At 43.6% G+C, this 18,119-nt stretch carries 16 protein-coding genes and 1 tRNA gene; 3 read left to right on the top strand and 14 right to left on the bottom strand.

Annotated elements, in window-relative coordinates; all coding sequences use genetic code 11:
* Nucleotides 1–7: 7 nt before the first annotated feature.
* The 13 genes from AB5Z12_RS11925 to AB5Z12_RS11865 form a co-directional block, all read right to left on the bottom strand.
* Nucleotides 8–1,303, bottom strand: a complete 1,296-nt coding sequence (locus AB5Z12_RS11925; protein WP_368357207.1) for a DUF362 domain-containing protein — start codon at nucleotides 1,301–1,303, stop codon at nucleotides 8–10.
* A 71-nt stretch (nucleotides 1,304–1,374) separates the two neighbouring features.
* A complete protein-coding gene (ptsP, locus tag AB5Z12_RS11920) occupies nucleotides 1,375–2,985 on the bottom strand; it encodes a phosphoenolpyruvate--protein phosphotransferase (protein ID WP_368357206.1) in 1,611 nt (536 codons plus the stop codon).
* A 102-nt stretch (nucleotides 2,986–3,087) separates the two neighbouring features.
* Nucleotides 3,088–3,747, bottom strand: a complete 660-nt coding sequence (locus tag AB5Z12_RS11915; protein ID WP_294671097.1) for a hypothetical protein — start codon at nucleotides 3,745–3,747, stop codon at nucleotides 3,088–3,090.
* A 6-nt stretch (nucleotides 3,748–3,753) separates the two neighbouring features.
* Complete coding sequence (locus AB5Z12_RS11910) at nucleotides 3,754–4,692, bottom strand: ImmA/IrrE family metallo-endopeptidase (protein WP_294671094.1); 939 nt, start codon at nucleotides 4,690–4,692, stop codon at nucleotides 3,754–3,756.
* A complete protein-coding gene (locus tag AB5Z12_RS11905; RefSeq protein WP_294671091.1) occupies nucleotides 4,679–5,023 on the bottom strand; it encodes a helix-turn-helix transcriptional regulator in 345 nt (114 codons plus the stop codon). Before AB5Z12_RS11905 ends, AB5Z12_RS11910 begins: the two co-directional genes overlap by 14 nt.
* A 278-nt stretch (nucleotides 5,024–5,301) precedes the next feature.
* The gene (locus tag AB5Z12_RS11900) at nucleotides 5,302–6,330 is read right to left on the bottom strand and encodes a spermidine/putrescine ABC transporter substrate-binding protein (RefSeq protein WP_368357205.1); all 1,029 of its coding nucleotides are present in this window, start codon (nucleotides 6,328–6,330) and stop codon (nucleotides 5,302–5,304) included.
* Nucleotides 6,331–6,351: 21 nt separating this feature from the next.
* Nucleotides 6,352–8,199 (bottom strand): extracellular solute-binding protein, encoded by a 1,848-nt coding sequence (locus tag AB5Z12_RS11895; RefSeq protein WP_195478415.1) that lies wholly within the window; start codon nucleotides 8,197–8,199, stop codon nucleotides 6,352–6,354.
* A 9-nt stretch (nucleotides 8,200–8,208) separates the two neighbouring features.
* Nucleotides 8,209–9,030 (bottom strand): ABC transporter permease, encoded by an 822-nt coding sequence (locus tag AB5Z12_RS11890; protein WP_148461825.1) that lies wholly within the window; start codon nucleotides 9,028–9,030, stop codon nucleotides 8,209–8,211.
* Nucleotides 9,030–10,073, bottom strand: coding sequence for a spermidine/putrescine ABC transporter ATP-binding protein (potA, locus tag AB5Z12_RS11885; protein ID WP_195379445.1), 1,044 nt, complete (start codon nucleotides 10,071–10,073; stop codon nucleotides 9,030–9,032). The genes AB5Z12_RS11890 and potA overlap by 1 nt, the downstream gene beginning before the upstream one ends.
* Nucleotides 10,074–10,197: 124 nt before the next feature.
* Complete coding sequence (locus AB5Z12_RS11880) at nucleotides 10,198–11,103, bottom strand: ABC transporter permease (protein ID WP_342979254.1); 906 nt, start codon at nucleotides 11,101–11,103, stop codon at nucleotides 10,198–10,200.
* Nucleotides 11,100–11,984, bottom strand: a complete 885-nt coding sequence (locus AB5Z12_RS11875; RefSeq protein ID WP_368357204.1) for an ABC transporter permease — start codon at nucleotides 11,982–11,984, stop codon at nucleotides 11,100–11,102. Before AB5Z12_RS11875 ends, AB5Z12_RS11880 begins: the two co-directional genes overlap by 4 nt.
* Nucleotides 11,981–12,985 (bottom strand): ABC transporter ATP-binding protein, encoded by a 1,005-nt coding sequence (locus tag AB5Z12_RS11870; RefSeq protein ID WP_368357203.1) that lies wholly within the window; start codon nucleotides 12,983–12,985, stop codon nucleotides 11,981–11,983. Before AB5Z12_RS11870 ends, AB5Z12_RS11875 begins: the two co-directional genes overlap by 4 nt.
* A gap of 198 nt (nucleotides 12,986–13,183) precedes the next feature.
* Nucleotides 13,184–13,405: a hypothetical protein gene (locus AB5Z12_RS11865; RefSeq protein ID WP_148461828.1), complete on the bottom strand. Its 222-nt coding sequence runs from the start codon at nucleotides 13,403–13,405 to the stop codon at nucleotides 13,184–13,186.
* A 201-nt stretch (nucleotides 13,406–13,606) separates the two neighbouring features.
* Between AB5Z12_RS11865 and AB5Z12_RS11860 the strand changes: the two genes are divergently transcribed.
* Nucleotides 13,607–14,092 carry an ureidoglycolate lyase gene (locus AB5Z12_RS11860; RefSeq protein ID WP_368357202.1) on the top strand — a complete coding sequence of 162 codons (486 nt, stop codon included), beginning with the start codon at nucleotides 13,607–13,609 and terminating at the stop codon, nucleotides 14,090–14,092.
* A 128-nt stretch (nucleotides 14,093–14,220) separates the two neighbouring features.
* Nucleotides 14,221–14,293, top strand: a tRNA-Thr gene (locus AB5Z12_RS11855).
* Nucleotides 14,294–14,474: 181 nt separating this feature from the next.
* Here the strand turns inward: AB5Z12_RS11855 and glgB are convergent.
* Nucleotides 14,475–16,757 carry a 1,4-alpha-glucan branching enzyme gene (gene glgB / locus AB5Z12_RS11850; protein WP_368357201.1) on the bottom strand — a complete coding sequence of 761 codons (2,283 nt, stop codon included), beginning with the start codon at nucleotides 16,755–16,757 and terminating at the stop codon, nucleotides 14,475–14,477.
* Nucleotides 16,758–16,972: 215 nt separating this feature from the next.
* On the opposite strand from glgB, the gene AB5Z12_RS11845 reads away from it, so the two are divergent.
* Nucleotides 16,973–17,947, top strand: a complete 975-nt coding sequence (locus AB5Z12_RS11845; protein ID WP_368357200.1) for a carbohydrate kinase — start codon at nucleotides 16,973–16,975, stop codon at nucleotides 17,945–17,947.
* Nucleotides 17,948–18,119: the final 172 nt, after the last annotated feature.

Raw genomic sequence — 18,119 nt, 5'->3', positions numbered from 1 at the left:
TTTACACTCACTTCACCTTAATCGCCTTCTTCGGGCACATTTCCTGACAGCAGAAGCAGCGGATACATTTCTTATAGTCATAAACTGGCGGCTGTTTTTTTCCATTTCGGAAATCTACTGCTTTGCCTGGAACAGGACAGCTGTTTACGCAAATTCCGCAGCGTACACATTTATCCGCTTCAATATAGGGTTTCTTCTGAAATATATTTAAAGCTTTTGCAAGCTTTGTCCAGATATTGCTGCGGACTTTGGTACGATCCACGTTAAAGTGTGGATTCCCGTATTGTTCCACTAATTCCTTCATGGAAATCATACTGCACTGCGGTCTCATTCCCCAGGCAGGTTGCTCTGCAGCATTTTCTCTGCTCCTGTCATTCTTGATTCTGTCCTCACTTCCGTGTTCGATTCTGTCCTTGATTCTCTCCTCTCTTCTGCCATTTTTCAGCCAGGTGCTCTCATCTTCTTCCATCCCGGAAGCCAGAATAACTTCAATATTCTCTTCCCTATAATTCCCCAGTCCCATCTTCTCCCCATGATAATTAGTGGGTACCATTTCCGGCTTCAGATAGACCAGTCTTGCAAATACGCTGTCAAGTGCCACTGGATCCATAGACATAAGAATCATGTTCATGGTCACCGGATCTCCGGAACCTGGTCCATTTCCCTCCATTGCAGTAATTCCATCCATAATGTAGAGTCTGGGCTTCACATACTGGTTCAGATCAATGAGCATGCGGGCAAAGCTGTCCGCACTTGGATATTTTGTGTGACCAATTGCTTTGTTTTTTCCATAGATGAAGCCGTAACTATTCTTCACAGCACCTGTAATGCGCTCCAGGGCATGGGTTTTCATCTTGGAAAGGGATATGACGCAATCTGCTTCTAATAATTCCTTCGGGAGAATAAACTCTTTTGCCTGAGTTCCCTCCGGATTATCCACATGCACACCCTTGGTATAGTCAATAGCCGGAATCTGGTATTTCTCCAGACAGGTGTCCATTCCGGTGCCCTGGATGACCTGCCTGGTGGTGCCATGGCCACAGGAATCTGCCAGTACGATATTTTCATATTCCTCTTCTCGCAGGATCCGGGCAAAAGCGCCCACTACTACAGGATGGGTAATCACCGCTTTTTCTACTTCTGCTTTTTTCAGAAGATTGGGCTTCAGAAGGATTTTTTCTTCTTTATTTATAAAAGATTCCAGACCACCAAGCTGATCCAGACCGATTTTCAGGAGGGTATATATTTTTTCCTCATCATAATCGTCGCAGCGCAATACGATTACTTTACTTTTCTTATCCATGAATTTACCTTTTTTGCAAATCCGGCGTACTCAAAACATTACTCCGGATCTGGCACCTTCTTTTTATTCTCTCAATCTTCCACACGGGCTGCCCGGAGCGCCTTTCTCACCGGCAAAATACATGCCGGTACCACAGACAGTGCATCCACGCCCATCCTGAGAAAGGTTTCTGTCAGCCTGGTGTCTGCTGCCAACTCTCCGCAAAGGCAGACCTTGCAGTTCTGGGCATGCCCCGCTTCCACGATCATCCGGATCATTTTTAAAATAGCCGGATGATGATCATTATACTTCTTCTGAAGCAGTGGATTCTGACGGTCCATTGCCAAGGTGTACTGGGTCAGGTCATTGGTTCCGATTCCAAGGAAATTTACCCTCTTCGCCAGTTCTTCCCCGATCATCACAGCAGCCGGGGTTTCCATCATAATACCTGTCTGAATCTCTTTAAACGGTATTCCCACGGCCCGCAATTCATTTTTCACCTCTGCCACCAGCACTTCGATTTCATCCATTTCCTCTTCCCCGCAGATCATAGGGTACATCATTCCCAGATTGCCGTACCAGCTAGCACGGTAAATGGCGCGTATCTGCGTTTTAAAAAGATTTTTCCGATCCAGGCAAAGACGAATCCCACGGTTTCCCATAAGCGGATTGGTTTCTTTCGGAATTTCCAGGTAAGAAGCCTGTTTATCCGCGCCAAGATCCGCAGTACGAATGATAACCAGACGGTCACCCATTGTCTGGGCTGTTTTTTTATACGCCTGAAAAAGCTCCTCTTCTCCAGGATAGTTTTCCCTGCCAAGATACTGAAACTCGCTCCGAAGAAGACCAATTCCACGTGCACCGTAATAGAGCGCACTGTTCAGGTCGTCCAGGTTGCCGATATTTGCATATATTCCCACTTTTCGTCCGTCTTTCGTCACATCTTCTGCATCCTTTAGCTGCAAAAGAGCTTCCCGCTCCACCAGATCAGCTTTGCGGCGGATTTCATATTCTTTGCATACTTCTCCATCTGGTTCCAGATAAAAAGTACCGGTATAGCCGTCTATAATGGCAATGCTGTCTTCCCACTCTTCTTCTGACTGCGGAATTCCGATACCGGTCACGCAGGGAATGTCCATGTTTTTCGCAAGGATTGCCGCATGGGAAGTGGCAGAGCCGCTACGGGTAACAATCCCCAGAAGCTTCACCTTATCCATCTCCATCAATTCTGCTGGTGACAGGGTTTCTGCTGCCAGAATCACCGGCTCCTCGCCAAGGTCGATCCGGTTTTCATCATCTCCCAGAATTTCAAGAAGCAGATTGGATACACGGCTGACATTGTAGATTCTATCCTTTATGGAAGGATCATTCAGGCTGGAAAAGGTGCTTTCAAGTTCATCTCTGGTGGTCTGCACCGCATAGGCGGCTGTTACCTTTTCTCCGGTAATCATGCTTTCCACCGCCCGAAGGAAGCTGCCCGAGCCAAGAAGCTGGGCCTGCTCCAGAATTTTCGTGTCTGACATTCTGTCATATTCTTCTTTTAAAGTCTGCATCACATGTCTTCTTGCCACATCGAAGCTTCTCAGTTCCCTTTTCACATCATCTGCCTGATGCTGGCGGATCTGATATTCTCCCTTCCGGTAAAATCGAATTTTCCCAATGGCAATTCCGGCAAATGCAGAAGAACCTTTATATATTTCCATCTTGTGTCTCCTCGTTATTTGTCACTTAGTCAGGTATTGTGAATCGCCACAAGCTACATAAATGCAGGTCGAAATTTTATAATCTTCAACAGGATAGTATACTTATAAATACTCTTGTGATGCCTTAATATACTCACTTAATGTCAATGGAAGCCCATGTCTTTTTATGACATCTGCACAATATTTTTTATAAATAGACTTTAATCCCTTGCTATTTGAACTGTCATTCTGTTGTGCGTAATACACAAATGCCTGAAGTATAATAATGTCAAATGTTATAATATCTATATTCTTCAGATCTTCCAATTCTCTTGCCACATTATCAACCATAATTTCTTTTGAGCAAAAATAATTTATATTGTAATATGCAGCATATGCCAAACTATAAACCTCTCCTCTGTCTTTAGAACGCCCTCTTTCATAGTTAACTAATTCATGCTTCGATATATTATTAAAAATTGTTGTGTATTTAGGGTCTTTTCCATATAATCCATCTTCTTTGACTATCGTAATGTTTTTTCCTATATAACTATCAACAAAATTACGAGATTCTTCGTCTAATTCTTTGTATACCTCTTCATGAATATAAATATCCGTAAAACTTTCAAATAAAGGTTTTATATATAATCGCTTTATATTTTCAAATGAACAATTTTTATCTGAAGTTCTTTCCGATATTCCAACCATAAAAATATTGGCATCAAAAAGGATTGGCTTGTTAAGCAAATCATGCAAAGCTGTCTTTTTTAACGGTGTATACATATAAACTCACCCCCGCTTCGCATTTATAATAGAAAATAATTCTTCATCATCCTCTTCTTCATCATCAGAAATTTCATCTTGTTCAACTAACTCATTGATAAGATCCATATCTAACGAGAGAATTTTTGCATCCTCGATAATGTCTTCTTTTGATGCATTACCAGTAATAAATGATGTTTCCATATCCTGATACGTTTTACTATACGGAATAATAAAATTATTCACTGTACCATATAACATAGAAACAGGTTCACTAAATATTTGAATTTCTTGAAGTACTTTTTTAATAAACCCATAGTTTTCAATATATTTTTCTACATTTTCAGTAAAATGTTCCTCTTCGAGTCTATAAATAACTGCTTTAAGTGGCATTTGATATTTTACTGTCATCACAATAATAAACGAAGCAATCTGATTAAAATTCAATGATTTAAAATCTGTTGCTCGCAGACTTCTGCAATAATCCCTGACTTCACGATTTAAAGCCTCCTCTGGAAATAATATCTCAGCTGCAAATCTGCATGCTTTCTTTTCATTTACATCCTTAAGCATACTAAAATCGCAAATGTATGGTTTCTCCTTAAACACCTGATAGTCCTTAATATAATGATAGAATTCATGTGCTGCTGCAAAAGCCTGATTTACCAATGGCTTATTACTATTCAATATAATGTATGCTCTTTCTTTTCCCATTGTTGGAATATACAACATACCATCAATTTTGTCTGATTCAAATGAAACCAGTTCGAATCTAATATCACTGCTCTGTTTTTGAATCCAGTCAAACACTCCTATTCCCATTGGAGCAGAAGCATAATCAACTCTTTTTTCCCTGGCTAGTTTTTTTATTGCATCAATCTCGTCTAAAGAAAGCGAAGTTGTATTAAAATCATATTCTTTTTGATAATATTTTTCAAATAATTCATTGTTATCAATCGACGACATAACTACCTCTCTTTGCAAGCATTTCATATTTTTCCTTGATTCTGATACGTTCAGCCATTTCCTCAATTTTTAGCTTATCAGATTCCTCAAGACTACCCATAAGATATACAAGCGCATCTGTTGTAGATTCAACAAAATAATCATCAGCCTTTTCTCCTGTTAAACTACAAATTTTGCTTAACAAATCAATGGTAGGCACCTGTTTACCATTTTCCAATAATGAAAGAGTAGGTCTTTTAATATCAAGTTTTTGAGCAAAAACCTCCTGAGACTCTTTTCCTCTAAGAGCGACTAAGTCTTTACAAAATTTTTCTAAATTAAATTCCTTCATATCAAACCTCCCAAAAACTGCATGTTAATTATCTTAACAAAATCATCTATAACTGTCAATGAATTCGTTAGTGTTTTTAACATCATTATACGTCATATTATGCTATGTTGACAATATTTTTAACATCATATTTGAAAATAATTCAAAACTGAATCTATTTCACAGTTACAAATCCAGAGTAAAAGAGCCTGCAAAGAAAATCCCCCAATGTTTCCAGGGGGCATTCTCTTATGCAGACTCTTTTTTAATTCTTACCGTAATAACAGTAATTCACTCACTTAATCGCAGGCAGCCTTAAACTCGGTCCAGTTCTTATTATACTGTTCCTCAGCTTCCTGGCTTACATTCTTAATACTCTCCCCGCTTGTTACACTGTCCGGAACCACCAGGCTCTCGTCTACCAGCTCATCTGCTGCCTTGTTGGTGCAGTAGTAACCGATATAATTGAAGCACTGCGCCGCAACCTCCGGTCTTAAAATGTAATCTACAAACTGGTAAGCTGCCTCTGCATTGGGAGCCTCGCTTGGAATAAACATTCCCATAACACCGAAGCCAAGACCTTCCTCCGGATAAACCACTTTCAGATCCGGGTTCTCTGCCAGAGCTGCAGTTACCTGGGATGTGTAAAGGAACGCTACAGAAGCCTCTCCGTTGAGCAGAGCATTCTGGGTGTTGTCATCCTGGATCATACGCACATTGGGTGCCAGCTCTACCAGCTTTTCACCAGCTTCTGCAATGGTATCTACGTCTTCTTCATTCATACTCTTACCCATGGTGAGAAGAGTAATGCCGTTGATCACACGGTAGTTGCCGATCAGCGCTATGCTGTCCTCCAGAGACGGATCCCACAGATCAGAATAGCCCTTAATGTCAAGATCAACCTCCTCCGGATCGTATACGATCAGTGGAATACCTGCGCCATATGGCACGGTGTACTCGTCCTTCTCATCATAGAACTGTCCCTGGTAAAGAGGATTGATGTTTCCCCAGTTGGAGATTTTGTCTTTGTCAAGCTTGGTGGCAAGACCTTCTTCCACGATTTTCTCAAGGATGTAGTCATCTGCGATTACCACATCATAGTCTCCGCCTTTTGCCATGGAAACCTTCTCCAGCATGGTTTCGTCAGTGTCAAAGTTGGAATACACAATCTTACATCCGGTCTCTTCCTCAAAGCCGTCCAGAACCTCCTGTGGGAACATTCCCTCCCAGGTATAAAGGACAAGCTCGGAGTCAGCTGCGTATACAGGTGACAGGCTGCCGCAGATTGCTGCTGCAGCAAGAATTACCGCAAGTAACTTTTTCTTCATAATAGTCGTTCTCCCTTCTGCTTACTCTGCCTTGATCTTTGTCCACAGCTCCGCATATTTCTGCTTGATCTTCGGTTCCTGATAACGGAAGATCTCGCTGTTCGGATTTTCAAAATCCGGGATGTAGGAGGAAACGCCCTCATACTCTCCGGTGATCATAGTTTCGTAAACACTCTTTACAGGAGAAGTATAACCTACTTCTTCCGTATTGGAAAGAGCAGATTCTTCATTTAGCATAAAATTAATAAACTGATGGGCAAGCTCTGTCTCATTGCAGTCCCTTGTGATAACCATTGCATCATACCAGTTGTTGGTTCCCTGACTCGGTGTGAAGTAATCCATATTCGGATTTTCGCTTATAATATAAGAAGCATCTCCGGAATAAACAACTGCCATAGCCTTGTTTCCGGAAATCATATTGTCAATGACGTCATCACCTGCGTAAATCGGGTCCATGGTATTTCTCTGGTCAACCAGCCACTGGTAAGCTTCCTGAATCTGATTCTCATCTGTAGTATTCATGGAATATCCAAGAGCCTTCAGTGCTATCATAAAGGAATCCCGCTCAGAATCATACATGTAAATATTTCCTTTATATTTGGTATCCCTGAGAAGATCCCAGCCCTCCTGAAGATCTGCCGGATCAACCACAGTCGTATCATAAAGAATACCAACCGTTCCCCAGAAGTACGGGCAGGAATAACGATTTCCCGGATCATAACTTTTATTCATGACCTCATCCATCAGGCTGCCCTTATTCGGGATCAGATCCCAGTCAATATACTGTAAGTAATCCTCTTTAATCAGACGCTCGATCATGTAATCCGAAGGGATCAGCACGTCATAGGACTCACCGCCGGAAAGCTTGGTGTACATCATTTCGTTGGATTCGAAAGTTTCGTAAACTACAGTACAATTATATTCCTGCTCAAACTGTGTCAGAAGATCCAGATCCATATATTCTCCTGCATTATAAACCTTCAGGACATGGTTCTCCGCTGCACCGCCTCCGCACTTGATCAGTCCGAAGCCAAGAGCGAAAACCAGCAGAAGGGCGATCACACGCTGAATCTTTTTCGCATGCTTGCTGGCATGCTTTTCCAGGAGCTTTGGAAGCACGTTGGCAAAAACCATGACAAGCACAATGACCAGGATTACAATTGTAGACAGGGCGTTGATGGTAGGGTTGATTCGCTTGGTCATATTATAGACCACAATGGAAATATTCTTGACACCGTTTCCGGATACAAAGTACGAAATTACGAAATCGTCAAAGGACATGGTAAACGCCAGCAGCGCACCGGCGAAAATGCCATCCTTGATCATGGGCACGATTACCTTGGTCAATGCCTGGAACGGAGTTGCTCCAAGGTCCATGGCTGCATTTGCCAGGTTCGGATCAAGGCTTCGCACCTTGGGATAAACACTGGTGATCACATATGGCGTACAAAAAGAAATGTGCGCCAGCAGCATGGTAAAGTACCCTTTCCGGAAGCCCAGTGATGAAAACAGAAGCATCAGTCCGATTGCGGTAACAATATCCGGGTTCAAAATGGGCAGGTTGTTGATATTTAAAAGTGTTTCCTTTAACACCTTCCTGGACTTGGAAAGACCAATTGCAGTGATGGTTCCCAGCACTGTGGAGATCACAGTTGCCAGGATGGCGATGGTCACAGACACGTAAACCGCTTTGCTGACTTCTGTATTATGCAGCAGCTCTGTATACCATCTCATGGAAAATCCCGTAAACCTGGTCAGGGATTTGGAGGAATTAAAGGAAAAAATCATGGTCACCAGGATTGGCAGGTAAAAGAATACCAGACAGATGGCCACATAAAATCTCTGAAAAAAGCTTGTTTTTTTCTGCATGATATCCTCCTATTCTCCTTTTTCCTTGTCCATCCGCTTCATCAGACTCATGGAGATCAAAATAATCACCGCCAGAATCATGGAAATGGCACTTCCGAAATTCCAGTCTCCAACTGAGATAAACTGGGACTCGATCAGGTTTCCGATAAGCATGTACTGTCCGCCTCCCAGAAGCTTCGGGATAACGAAGGAGGAAATGGCAAGAAGGAAAACCATCATAATACCATTTACCACCCCTGGCAGGGACAGCTTCCAGATTACCTTCCAGAAGGTCTGGAAACGGTTGGCTCCCAGATCGTAGGCTGCCTCAATCAGGGATTTATCCATTTTATTTAAGGATGTATGGATAGGAATGATCATAAAGGGCATAAAGTTGCAGATCAGGCCTACCATTACGGAAAAATCCGTATACATCATACTGATAGGTCCCAGTCCGATTTTTGCCAGAAGGTTATTGATGATTCCGTTATCTGCAAGAAGATTCATCCACGCATAAGTACGAAGAAGCATGTTGATCCACATTGGAATGGTTACCAGCATAATGAGAAGTCCCTGGACTTTCTCAGAGCATCTCGCAATGATCAGGGCAAGGGGATAGCCAAGAACCAGACAGATAAAGGTGGTGAGAAGTCCCAGCCAGAAGGATTTCAGGATCACATTCAGGTAGGTAGCTTCCAGGAATTTGGCAAAATTCCCCCAGGTAAAGGAAAGTGTCATTACTTCATTTCCTTCTGTGGTGAACGCATACAGGGCAATGAGAAACAGTGGGATCACAAGGATAACAATTGCCCAGATAAAGTAAGGAATGATCAGGCGCTTAAACTGTTTCATCAATAAGCTCCCATTCTGTACATGACGTGAATGTCTTCCGGTCCGAATTTCAGTCCTACCTGGCGGCCCACTTCCGCATAATCGGTGGTCTGAACTTTATAGGTGCGCAGTTCTGTCTCTACGAGAATTTCGTAATGAACGCCTTTGAAGGTGACGTTTCGGACAACACCGTTGATTTTCGCCTGAGATGGTTCCACAATGTCAAGGTCCTCAGGACGAAGCACAACCTCGATTTCTTCATTATCCTCAAAGCCTTTGTCCACGCATTCGAATTCAAATCCGTCAAACTGAACCAGATAATCTCTGATCATAATTCCTTCTATAATATTGGACTCTCCAATGAAGCCTGCTACGAAACGGTTTTCGGGCTCGTTGTAAATATCGGTAGGAGAACCGATCTGCTGAATTTCACCGTTATTCATAACGACCACAGTATCAGACATGGAAAGGGCTTCCTCCTGGTCATGCGTAACGTAAATGAAGGTAATTCCAACCTCCTGCTGGATTTTTTTCAGCTCAATCTGCATCTGTTTTCGTATTTTCGCATCCAGGGCGCCAAGAGGCTCGTCAAGAAGAAGGATTTTCGGCTCATTTACCAGCGCACGGGCAATGGCAACTCGCTGCTGCTGTCCGCCGGAGAGCAGGGTGACATCTCTTTTTTCGAAACCCTCCAGACCTACCATTTTCAGCATTCTGGTGACTTTCTGGGCGATCACGTCCTTGTCCACTTTTTTCAGATTCAGACCGAATCCAATGTTCTCTGCCACATTCAGATGGGGAAAAAGGGCATATTTCTGGAAAACGGTGTTTACCTCTCTCTTATATGGAGGCAGCTTGGAAATCTCAATTCCGTTAAACAATACTTCGCCGCCGCTTGGCTCCTCGAAGCCTGCAATAATACGAAGGGTTGTGGTCTTTCCACAGCCACTTGGTCCCAGAAGGGTGAGAAACTCGTTCTCATAGATGTCCAGATTGATTCCGCGGAGAACCTGCTGGTCATCAAAGTTTTTTGTGAGGTTTTTCAACTCTATGAGTTTGTTCATTCGTGTGCTCCTTTCCGGTCACTGTCTGCATAACGTTCAGCAACCCTTTCCATTCCCCGGAATGTATCTGATCTCGCCTTGATTCCATGGATACAGTCCAGTAAGAAATATTCAATCCGCAAATCTACTGCGATCTCCGGCGCAGCTTTTTCACAAGGGAATATACAAGCAGAATTCCTACCGTAAAAGCCAGCATAATCGTACACAAGGCATTGATTTCCGGCGTGACACCGGTTTTTATCTGAGTGTACACCTTGATTGGCAAGGTGGACAGTCTCGGACCGTTAATAAAAATACTGATTACCACGTCGTCCATGGACATGGCAAAGGCAAGCAATGAGCCGGATGCCACAGCCGGCATGATCAGCGGCAATGTGATGTCAAAAAAGGCTCTCATGGAAGTGGCTCCAAGATCCCGGGCAGCTTCCTCGAGGGAAGGATCCATGCCCACCAGCCTTGCTTTTACTTCCATCAATATATAGGGAACGCAAAACACCGTATGTCCGATCAGCAGGGTCAGCATTCCGAAGGGCAGATTCAGCATGTAGAAAAATGCCATCAGCACCATACCCAGAATAATTTCCGGTATCATAAGGGGCAAAATGGAAATGTACTCCAATGCGCCTTTTGTTTTCCAGTGAATCCTGGACAGACCTACAGCCCCCAGCGTTCCGATGATTGCGGAAACTGCACAGCTGGCCACGCCGAGGAGCAGACTGTTTACCAGGGCTTCCATCATGGCGCTGTCTGCGAATAATTTCTCGTACCACTGGAGGGAAAATCCGGTGAGACGTACGGGAAGCTTGGATTCGTTGAAGGAGAAAATGATGACTACGGCTACTGGGAGGTACATTAAGAAGAAAATGATACCAAGGTATATCTTCTCAAAGCGGGTGCTCCGTTTCATGCCAGAGCCTGTATTTCTCTTCTTTCCAAGCTTTTTAACTAATGTACCGTTTTTAGCCTCGGCACCTTCACCTTGCATTTTCGGATCCAGCACTTCTATTTCATTATTATGTGTTTTTATCATCCCAGCCCCTCCACTTCTTTCGCATTGGTAACCTTACGGTATAGAAGGATCATCAAAGTGGTAAGGATCATCATGATCACCGCCAGTGCAGCCGCGAAAGGCCAGTTATTTCCCCTGGTCATCTGATCCTGGATCAGACTTCCCACTAGCACTACCTTATTTCCCCCCAGAATGTCTGCTATGAAAAACAGTCCCATAGATGGAATAAAGGTTAGGATCACGCCGGACAAAAGTCCCGGCAGGGTCAGCTTAAAGCTGACTGTCCAGAAGGCTTTCGCCCTGCTTGCGCCAAGGTCACGTGCCGCTTCTACCAAAGACCAATCCAGTTTTTCCGCACTGGAATATACGGACAGGATCATAAAAGGCAGAAGCACATAAATCATACCAATGACAATCGCCGGGTAGCTGTACATGATTTTCAGCGGCTTCTCGATCAGGCCAAGCTTTTTCAGCACAAAATTCAGAACGCCTTTTTTCTGAAGGATGATGATCCAGCCGTAAAGTCTGATCAGGGAATTCACCCAGAAGGGAAGCATAAGAAGAAGCATAGCTTTCTTTTTGCCGCCTGCCGGTAATTTCGCCATAAAATAGCCAAAGGGATACCCGATCAGGGTAATAAAAACAGTACTTGTAATGGCCAGCTGGAAGGACTGGACAAAGGTATCCAGGTACACTGGTTCCAAAATCTTCCTGTAATTATCCAGTGTAAAAATCCACTGTACACCGTGGACTTCTCCCGGGGTGGCAAAGCTTAAAGCTACCATATAGATAAGAGGGCATGCCACGAAGATCAAAGTGAAAATATATAATGGCAGGATCATCCAGATGGTGGCACGGGTGTGCTTCGCCGAAGATTTGCTCCGGCTTATTTTGCCCCTCACGGTCTTTCTCCTTCTATCTTGTCAACTACAACCGCATTCTTCGGATCGAAATACCAGTTTATCTTCTGACCAGGCTGAATATTTGCATTCATACCGAAGCGACTAGCTGTAATTTCTGTGCCATCTGGCAGAGCAAGCAATACTCTCAACTGTCCTGCTGCGAAATTTTTCTCCTTTACCACCGCCGAATAACCTTGTTTACAAGTTTCATCCAATATTATATTCTCACTTCGAATTGCTACTGTTCCATCCATGCCCACAAGTTCGCCCTTCAGGATATTGGCATTTCCCACAAAGGTTGCCACATAACTTGTCTTCGGATGGTTGTAAATCTCATCCGGAGTGCCGATCTGCTCAAATTGCCCCTGATTCATTACCACGATACGGTCAGACATATTTATAGCCTCCTCCTGATCGTGTGTAATATAGATAAAGGTAATTCCCAGCTTCTTCTGCAGTCGCTTCAGTTCCAATTGCATCGTCCGCCGAAGCTGCAGATCCAGAGCTCCGAGAGGCTCGTCCAGAAGCAGTACACGTGGATTATTTGCCAATGCTCTTGCAATGGCTACACGCTGCTTCTGTCCACCGGAAAGCTCCGCAGGTTTTCGTTTCTCGAAACCTTCCAGCTGAACCAGCTCCAGCATTTCCTTAACCTTTTTCTTTATATCCGCTTTTGGTACTTTTCGTATTTTCAGACCATACCCGATGTTATCCGCCACGTTCATATGGGGAAAAAGGGCATAATTCTGAAATACCGTGTTCACATCTCTCTGGTTTGGCTCCAGATTCGTCACATCTTTCCCCTCCAGCCATACGCTTCCGCTGTCTGGCTGCTCCAGTCCTGCGATGATGCGAAGAGTGGTCGTCTTGCCGCAGCCGGAAGCACCCAGCAAGGTAACGAATTCCCCCTGATCAATTTGCAGATTGATTCCCTGTAGAACATATTCTTCTGATGTAAAACTTTTTTTCAGATTTCTTAATTCAAGAAATGAGTCAGACATTTGTCTTCTCCTTTCTGGAGCGTGTTTGAAAATTATTCCTGCAGGCTTCCACAAATTGTGACACGCATTTTGAAGAAAGCCTTTTTTAACACGCTCTGCTGTAATGTTAAGTGAAGTACGAAAAAAATACGGGATACCCCTATAGCCATACATTCAGAAAATCTCTGTATAAACACGGTGCATGTTTATACAGCGCCATTACTGTATATTGCTATATCGGTAACCCGTATTCCCATATAATTCTTCAAAAAAAGGTACAACAACAGCAGGTCCGTCCTGCTCCATCCAGTCAGAACGTACCCCGGTAGCTCCAAGATTCTCGGAACCTCTTCCAAGCCCGCCTAAAAAAGCTGCAACTCTTGCTGCAGTCTCTCTCTCTATTTTCTTTTCAAAAAAGCCTGGGGTGGAATAACCTGACATGTACCTCATCTCCTTTGTTTGCAATCAAAGTGTATTCTATCATAGAATGAATCATTTGAAAACAGTTATTTTCCCATTGGCATAAAACTTTTGTGAAATGTTTTGTGAAATGCTATTTTACCTTATGATATTTATTGAGCTTTTTCCAACACCATGATACAATAGCTTTAAGGGTTTTTACTACATTTGAGGAGGTTTTCCATGAAAGAAATTACAGCTGTAAAAATTAATCCAACAGATTTTGCTCCCTTTGGCAACTACTGTTCCATGACTGAGCCGGAAGGTTATCCTTTACAGGGCGAAATCCACAAATTTTATCCGGATCGTATCTCAGGTACTTGTATGGGAAGTATGGGATTTTCTCCCATTGCCGTACGCAAAGATGAGCGAATCGTTAAGATGGCAGAATACCACACAACCACCTGGGAAGGCATTGTAGCTCTGGATGATGATATGATCATTCATGTTGCTCCTGCATCTGCCGGTACGCCAGTCCCGGAACTTACAAAGGCCTTCATTGTTCCCAAAGGACATATGGTAAAGATCAATGCTGCTATCTGGCATTTATGTCCTCTGCCGGTAAACAACGATGTCCTTCATGCAATGATCATTTTACCGGAATGTACTTATGCCAATGACTGTACGGTAGTTGAGTTTGAGGAAAAAGACTGGTTTAAAATCGTATAATCAGAATTTTCACCCACGATAAATCAGAATTTTTACCCAAGATTTTCTTGACAAATACCTGTTTATAACTTAAAATATTTTTTGTGTCTGATAAGTGTATAAGCTTTTATACACTTATCATTACATAAGCTGGAATAGCTCAGTCGGTAGAGCACTTCACTCGTAATGAAGGGGTCGTGAGTTCGAGTCTCATTTCCAGCTTTTTTTATTTGGTCAAACGGATATTCCAGATTCGCTTCGCTACTTGCTTATTGTAAAAAGATTCAAAAAGACTGCATTCCTCACATCTAAAATTCAGATATGTAAATGCAGTCTTTTTTGCTATTTTATTACTTATTGGCTATTTATTTCTCATTTGCTATTTCTATCTGCTTTGTTATTGTCATTTTTTTGCTGTGGCTCTTTTCTTCACTGTTTCTGCCTTTTTCTCTGCCTTGACAGCTTCTTCTGCTTTCGCAGCTTTTTCTTCCTTTACTGACTTCTTTGCTGGAGTTTTTGCCTTCACAGTCCTTACCAGTTTTCCTGCAGTCTTATCTTTCGCAGTTTTCGCTGCGGTCACTTTCTTCCTGGCTGGGGCTTTCCCGGGAGTGCAGCTGTAGATGCTTACACCAAGTGCCGGCAGCTTCACCTTAATAGAATGCTCCCGTTCATCGCACTCTTCTGCTTTTGCTGTCTTCACACGAGAATTCACTACACCCTCGCCGCCGAATTCTGCTGCATCGCTATTAAAGATTTCTTTATATTTCCCTGCAAAGGGCACGCCCACCTGGTAATTCTCGTAGGGAATTGCGGCGAAATTACAAATTACAAGCAGAGTTTCCTCTGGTTTCTCTGTCTTACGCAGGAAGGTGATCACATTCTCCTCATATTTCATCAGCTGAACCCACTCAAATCCGTCATACTCATCATCCATCTGATAAAGAGCAGGCGAACTCTTATAAAGGGTATTCAACGCCTGAATGCATTTGGCAAGTCCCTCCGGCATATCAGTCCCCGGTGCCATCATTTTACAGCCAGGATGCACCATCATATAGGAATAAGCCTCTCGCACCTGTGCCAGCTTCTGCTTGTCATCTCCTGGAAGCTTCGCCATAAATTCTTCCAGACTTCCCACGTCTCTGCTTCCAAGTGTAAGAATATAATGCTCGGAATATGCATATAAGGTGGACAAAGTCAGCTGGTCATGATAATTCTTCCGCAAGATCGGGTCTACTGACAGATAGAACAGGAAATCTCTTGTCCATCCGCCACTCCACTTATAATCAAATCCAATGTGATCATTCTCCACACTGTCAGTCAGCTCCGGCCACAGGCCATCCTCCTGTGCGATCAGAAGTGCCCCTGGATCACGCTTCTTCACAATGGAATTCAGATGCTTCAGAAATTCAATGGCAGGAAGATTCTCATTGGAGCCATACATATTCGGCGTCCATCCATCCTTTCTTCCATAATCCAGATAAAGCATGGCATCCACATCATCCATACGAAGCCCGTCCACATGGAAGATCTCCAGCCAGAAACAGGCATTGGAAATCAGGAAATCCATTACCATAGGACTGTCATAATTATAAAGCATGGTGCCCCACATCGGGTGGACAGCCATTTCCGGGTCTTTCACTTCATAAAGAGACGTTCCGTCAAATTTCTCCAGACCGCCTGCGTATCTCGGAAACTGAGCCGGTGACCAGTCAAGGATCACGCCTATTCCCACCTGATGAAGCTCATCCACCAATGCTGCAAATTCTGCTGGTGTGCCATAACGTGTGCTGACTGCAAAGTATGCAGATGTAGGGTATCCGTCTGAGCCATCCTCCAGAAACCCCATAATCGGATGAAGCTCCACATGGGTATATCCCTTTTCTTTCGCAAAGGTCACCAGCTCTTTCCCTGATTCCCACTGTCCCAGGCTTGTCTCATAAATGGAAACCGGCTGCCTGCGGTCATCATATTTCTTACGTTCAGCCATCCAGCTGCTGTCATTCCATGTAAAATCAGAGACATCCGCTACAACAGAATTCCACAATGGTGCAGGCTGGGTTCTGTTTCCATAAGGATCTGCTTTCTGAAGGAGCACATCCCCTTTTGCCTTAATTTCATAACGATAGGCGTCCCCCGCCTTTACTCCCGGGATAAACAATTCATAAATACCTGACATAGGCATCTTATGCATAGGGAGTGCTCTGCCATCCCAATTATTAAATTCACCAACCACACTTACCCGAACTGCATTTGGCGCCCACACTGCGAAATGAGTGCCTGCTACACCATTCATCACCATGGGATGTGCGCCCATTTTCTTATAGGCTTCATAATATACGCCGCCAAGAAAGGCTCTTTCATCCTCTTCTGTGAGAAGTCCGCCAAATGCGTAAGCATCCTTAAAGTTCTTCGTCTCCTTCTCAAACTCTACCTGAAATTCATAATCCGGAATCCTTCTCCCTGGGATCAGCACTGCATAATAGCCAGCCTCGTCCTCCAATTCCATTTCATATTTCTTGCGCCCTGTAACCACTGCCGCAGCTCTGGCTTCTGGAAAAAAGCCCTGTATCAGTACACCATCCGGTGTCAATCTCGGTCCCATCACATCTCTTGGCGCTGTTTCTTCCCCGTATACAACCGCTTCAATTTCTGGCCAGTCCATATAATCATATACTGTTTTGCTCATAAGTCTCTCCATTTCCCCGCCAATTTTCACGGACTGTCGGATTTCCAGAAAATATGTTAATATTGTTATAATTTTCCCGTCGATCCGACCATAATTTTGATAGTTCTATTTTACCATTTTAAGCAGGAAAAAGAAAGAAATTTGTTTGACAAATACACCCCTCTGCGTTAAATTATTGGTATATAATTTTGAAAACACCTAAGGAGGATTTTTCAATGAGTAATCGAAACTACGACGTAACTGCACTTGGCGAGCTTCTTATTGATTTCACAGAGAATGGAACCAGCGCACAGGGCAACCCGATCATGGAAGCGAACCCAGGCGGAGCTCCATGTAATGTTCTGGCTATGCTTGAGCGCCTTGGCAAGAAGACCGCTTTTATCGGAAAAGTTGGAAAGGATATGTTCGGAAACCAGCTGAAGGCTGCTGTGGAAGAAGTTGGAATTGATACAAAAGCTCTTATTATGGATGAAGAAATACATACCACTCTTGCATTTGTCCACACTTATCCGGATGGGGACAGAGATTTCTCCTTCTATCGTAATCCAGGTGCTGACATGATGCTGACAAAGGATGAGGTTCCGGATGACCTGATCCGCGACTCCCGTATTTTCCATTTCGGAACTCTCTCTTCTACCCATGAGGGCGTACGTGAAGCTACACGTCATGCCATTGAGGTGGCAAAAGAGGCCGGCTGTATCATCACCTTTGACCCCAATCTGCGCCCGCCACTCTGGAAATCCCTTGAGGATGCCCGTGTCGAGATTGAATACGGCCTTACCAAATGTGACGTTCTGAAGATTTCTGACAACGAAGTGGAATTCCTTTTCGATACCACCGACTACGACAAGGGTGCTGCACTGATCGAAGAGAAATATCACATCCCGCTGGTTCTCATTACACTGGGTAAAGACGGAAGCCGCGCTTATTACAAGGGACGCCGCGTAGAGTGTGCTCCATTCCTTCAAGAGAACACTATTGAAACCACAGGTGCCGGAGACACCTTCTGTGCCAGCATCCTGAACTATGTTCTCGACCACGGTCTGGAAGACCTCTCCGACGAGAACCTGATGGAAATGCTTACCTTCGCAAACGCAGGCGCATCTCTTATCACTACCCGCAAGGGTGCTCTCCGCGTAATGCCAACTCGCGAAGAGGTTGAGGAATTTATTGCAAAGAATGGCAGATAATCCACATAAAACATAAAACATATAAACAATAAAAACAGGAATTCCTAACTAGAAAGAATTAGTTATTCCTGTTTTTATTATTAAAATATTTTTTATTCTTTTATTAAACATTCAGGTTGTGTTCCTTTAGCAGAACTGTTATAATTGTTATATGGGTGTTGCCATAACGGTA

The sequence above is a fragment of the Ruminococcus sp. RTP21358st1_G6_RTP21358_211008 genome, assembly GCF_040908885.1.
GTDB classification, from domain to species: domain Bacteria; phylum Bacillota; class Clostridia; order Lachnospirales; family Lachnospiraceae; genus Blautia_A; species Blautia_A faecis.
The sequence above is the reverse complement of the archived record's forward strand: the minus strand, read 5'-3'. Positions and strand labels throughout refer to the sequence as shown.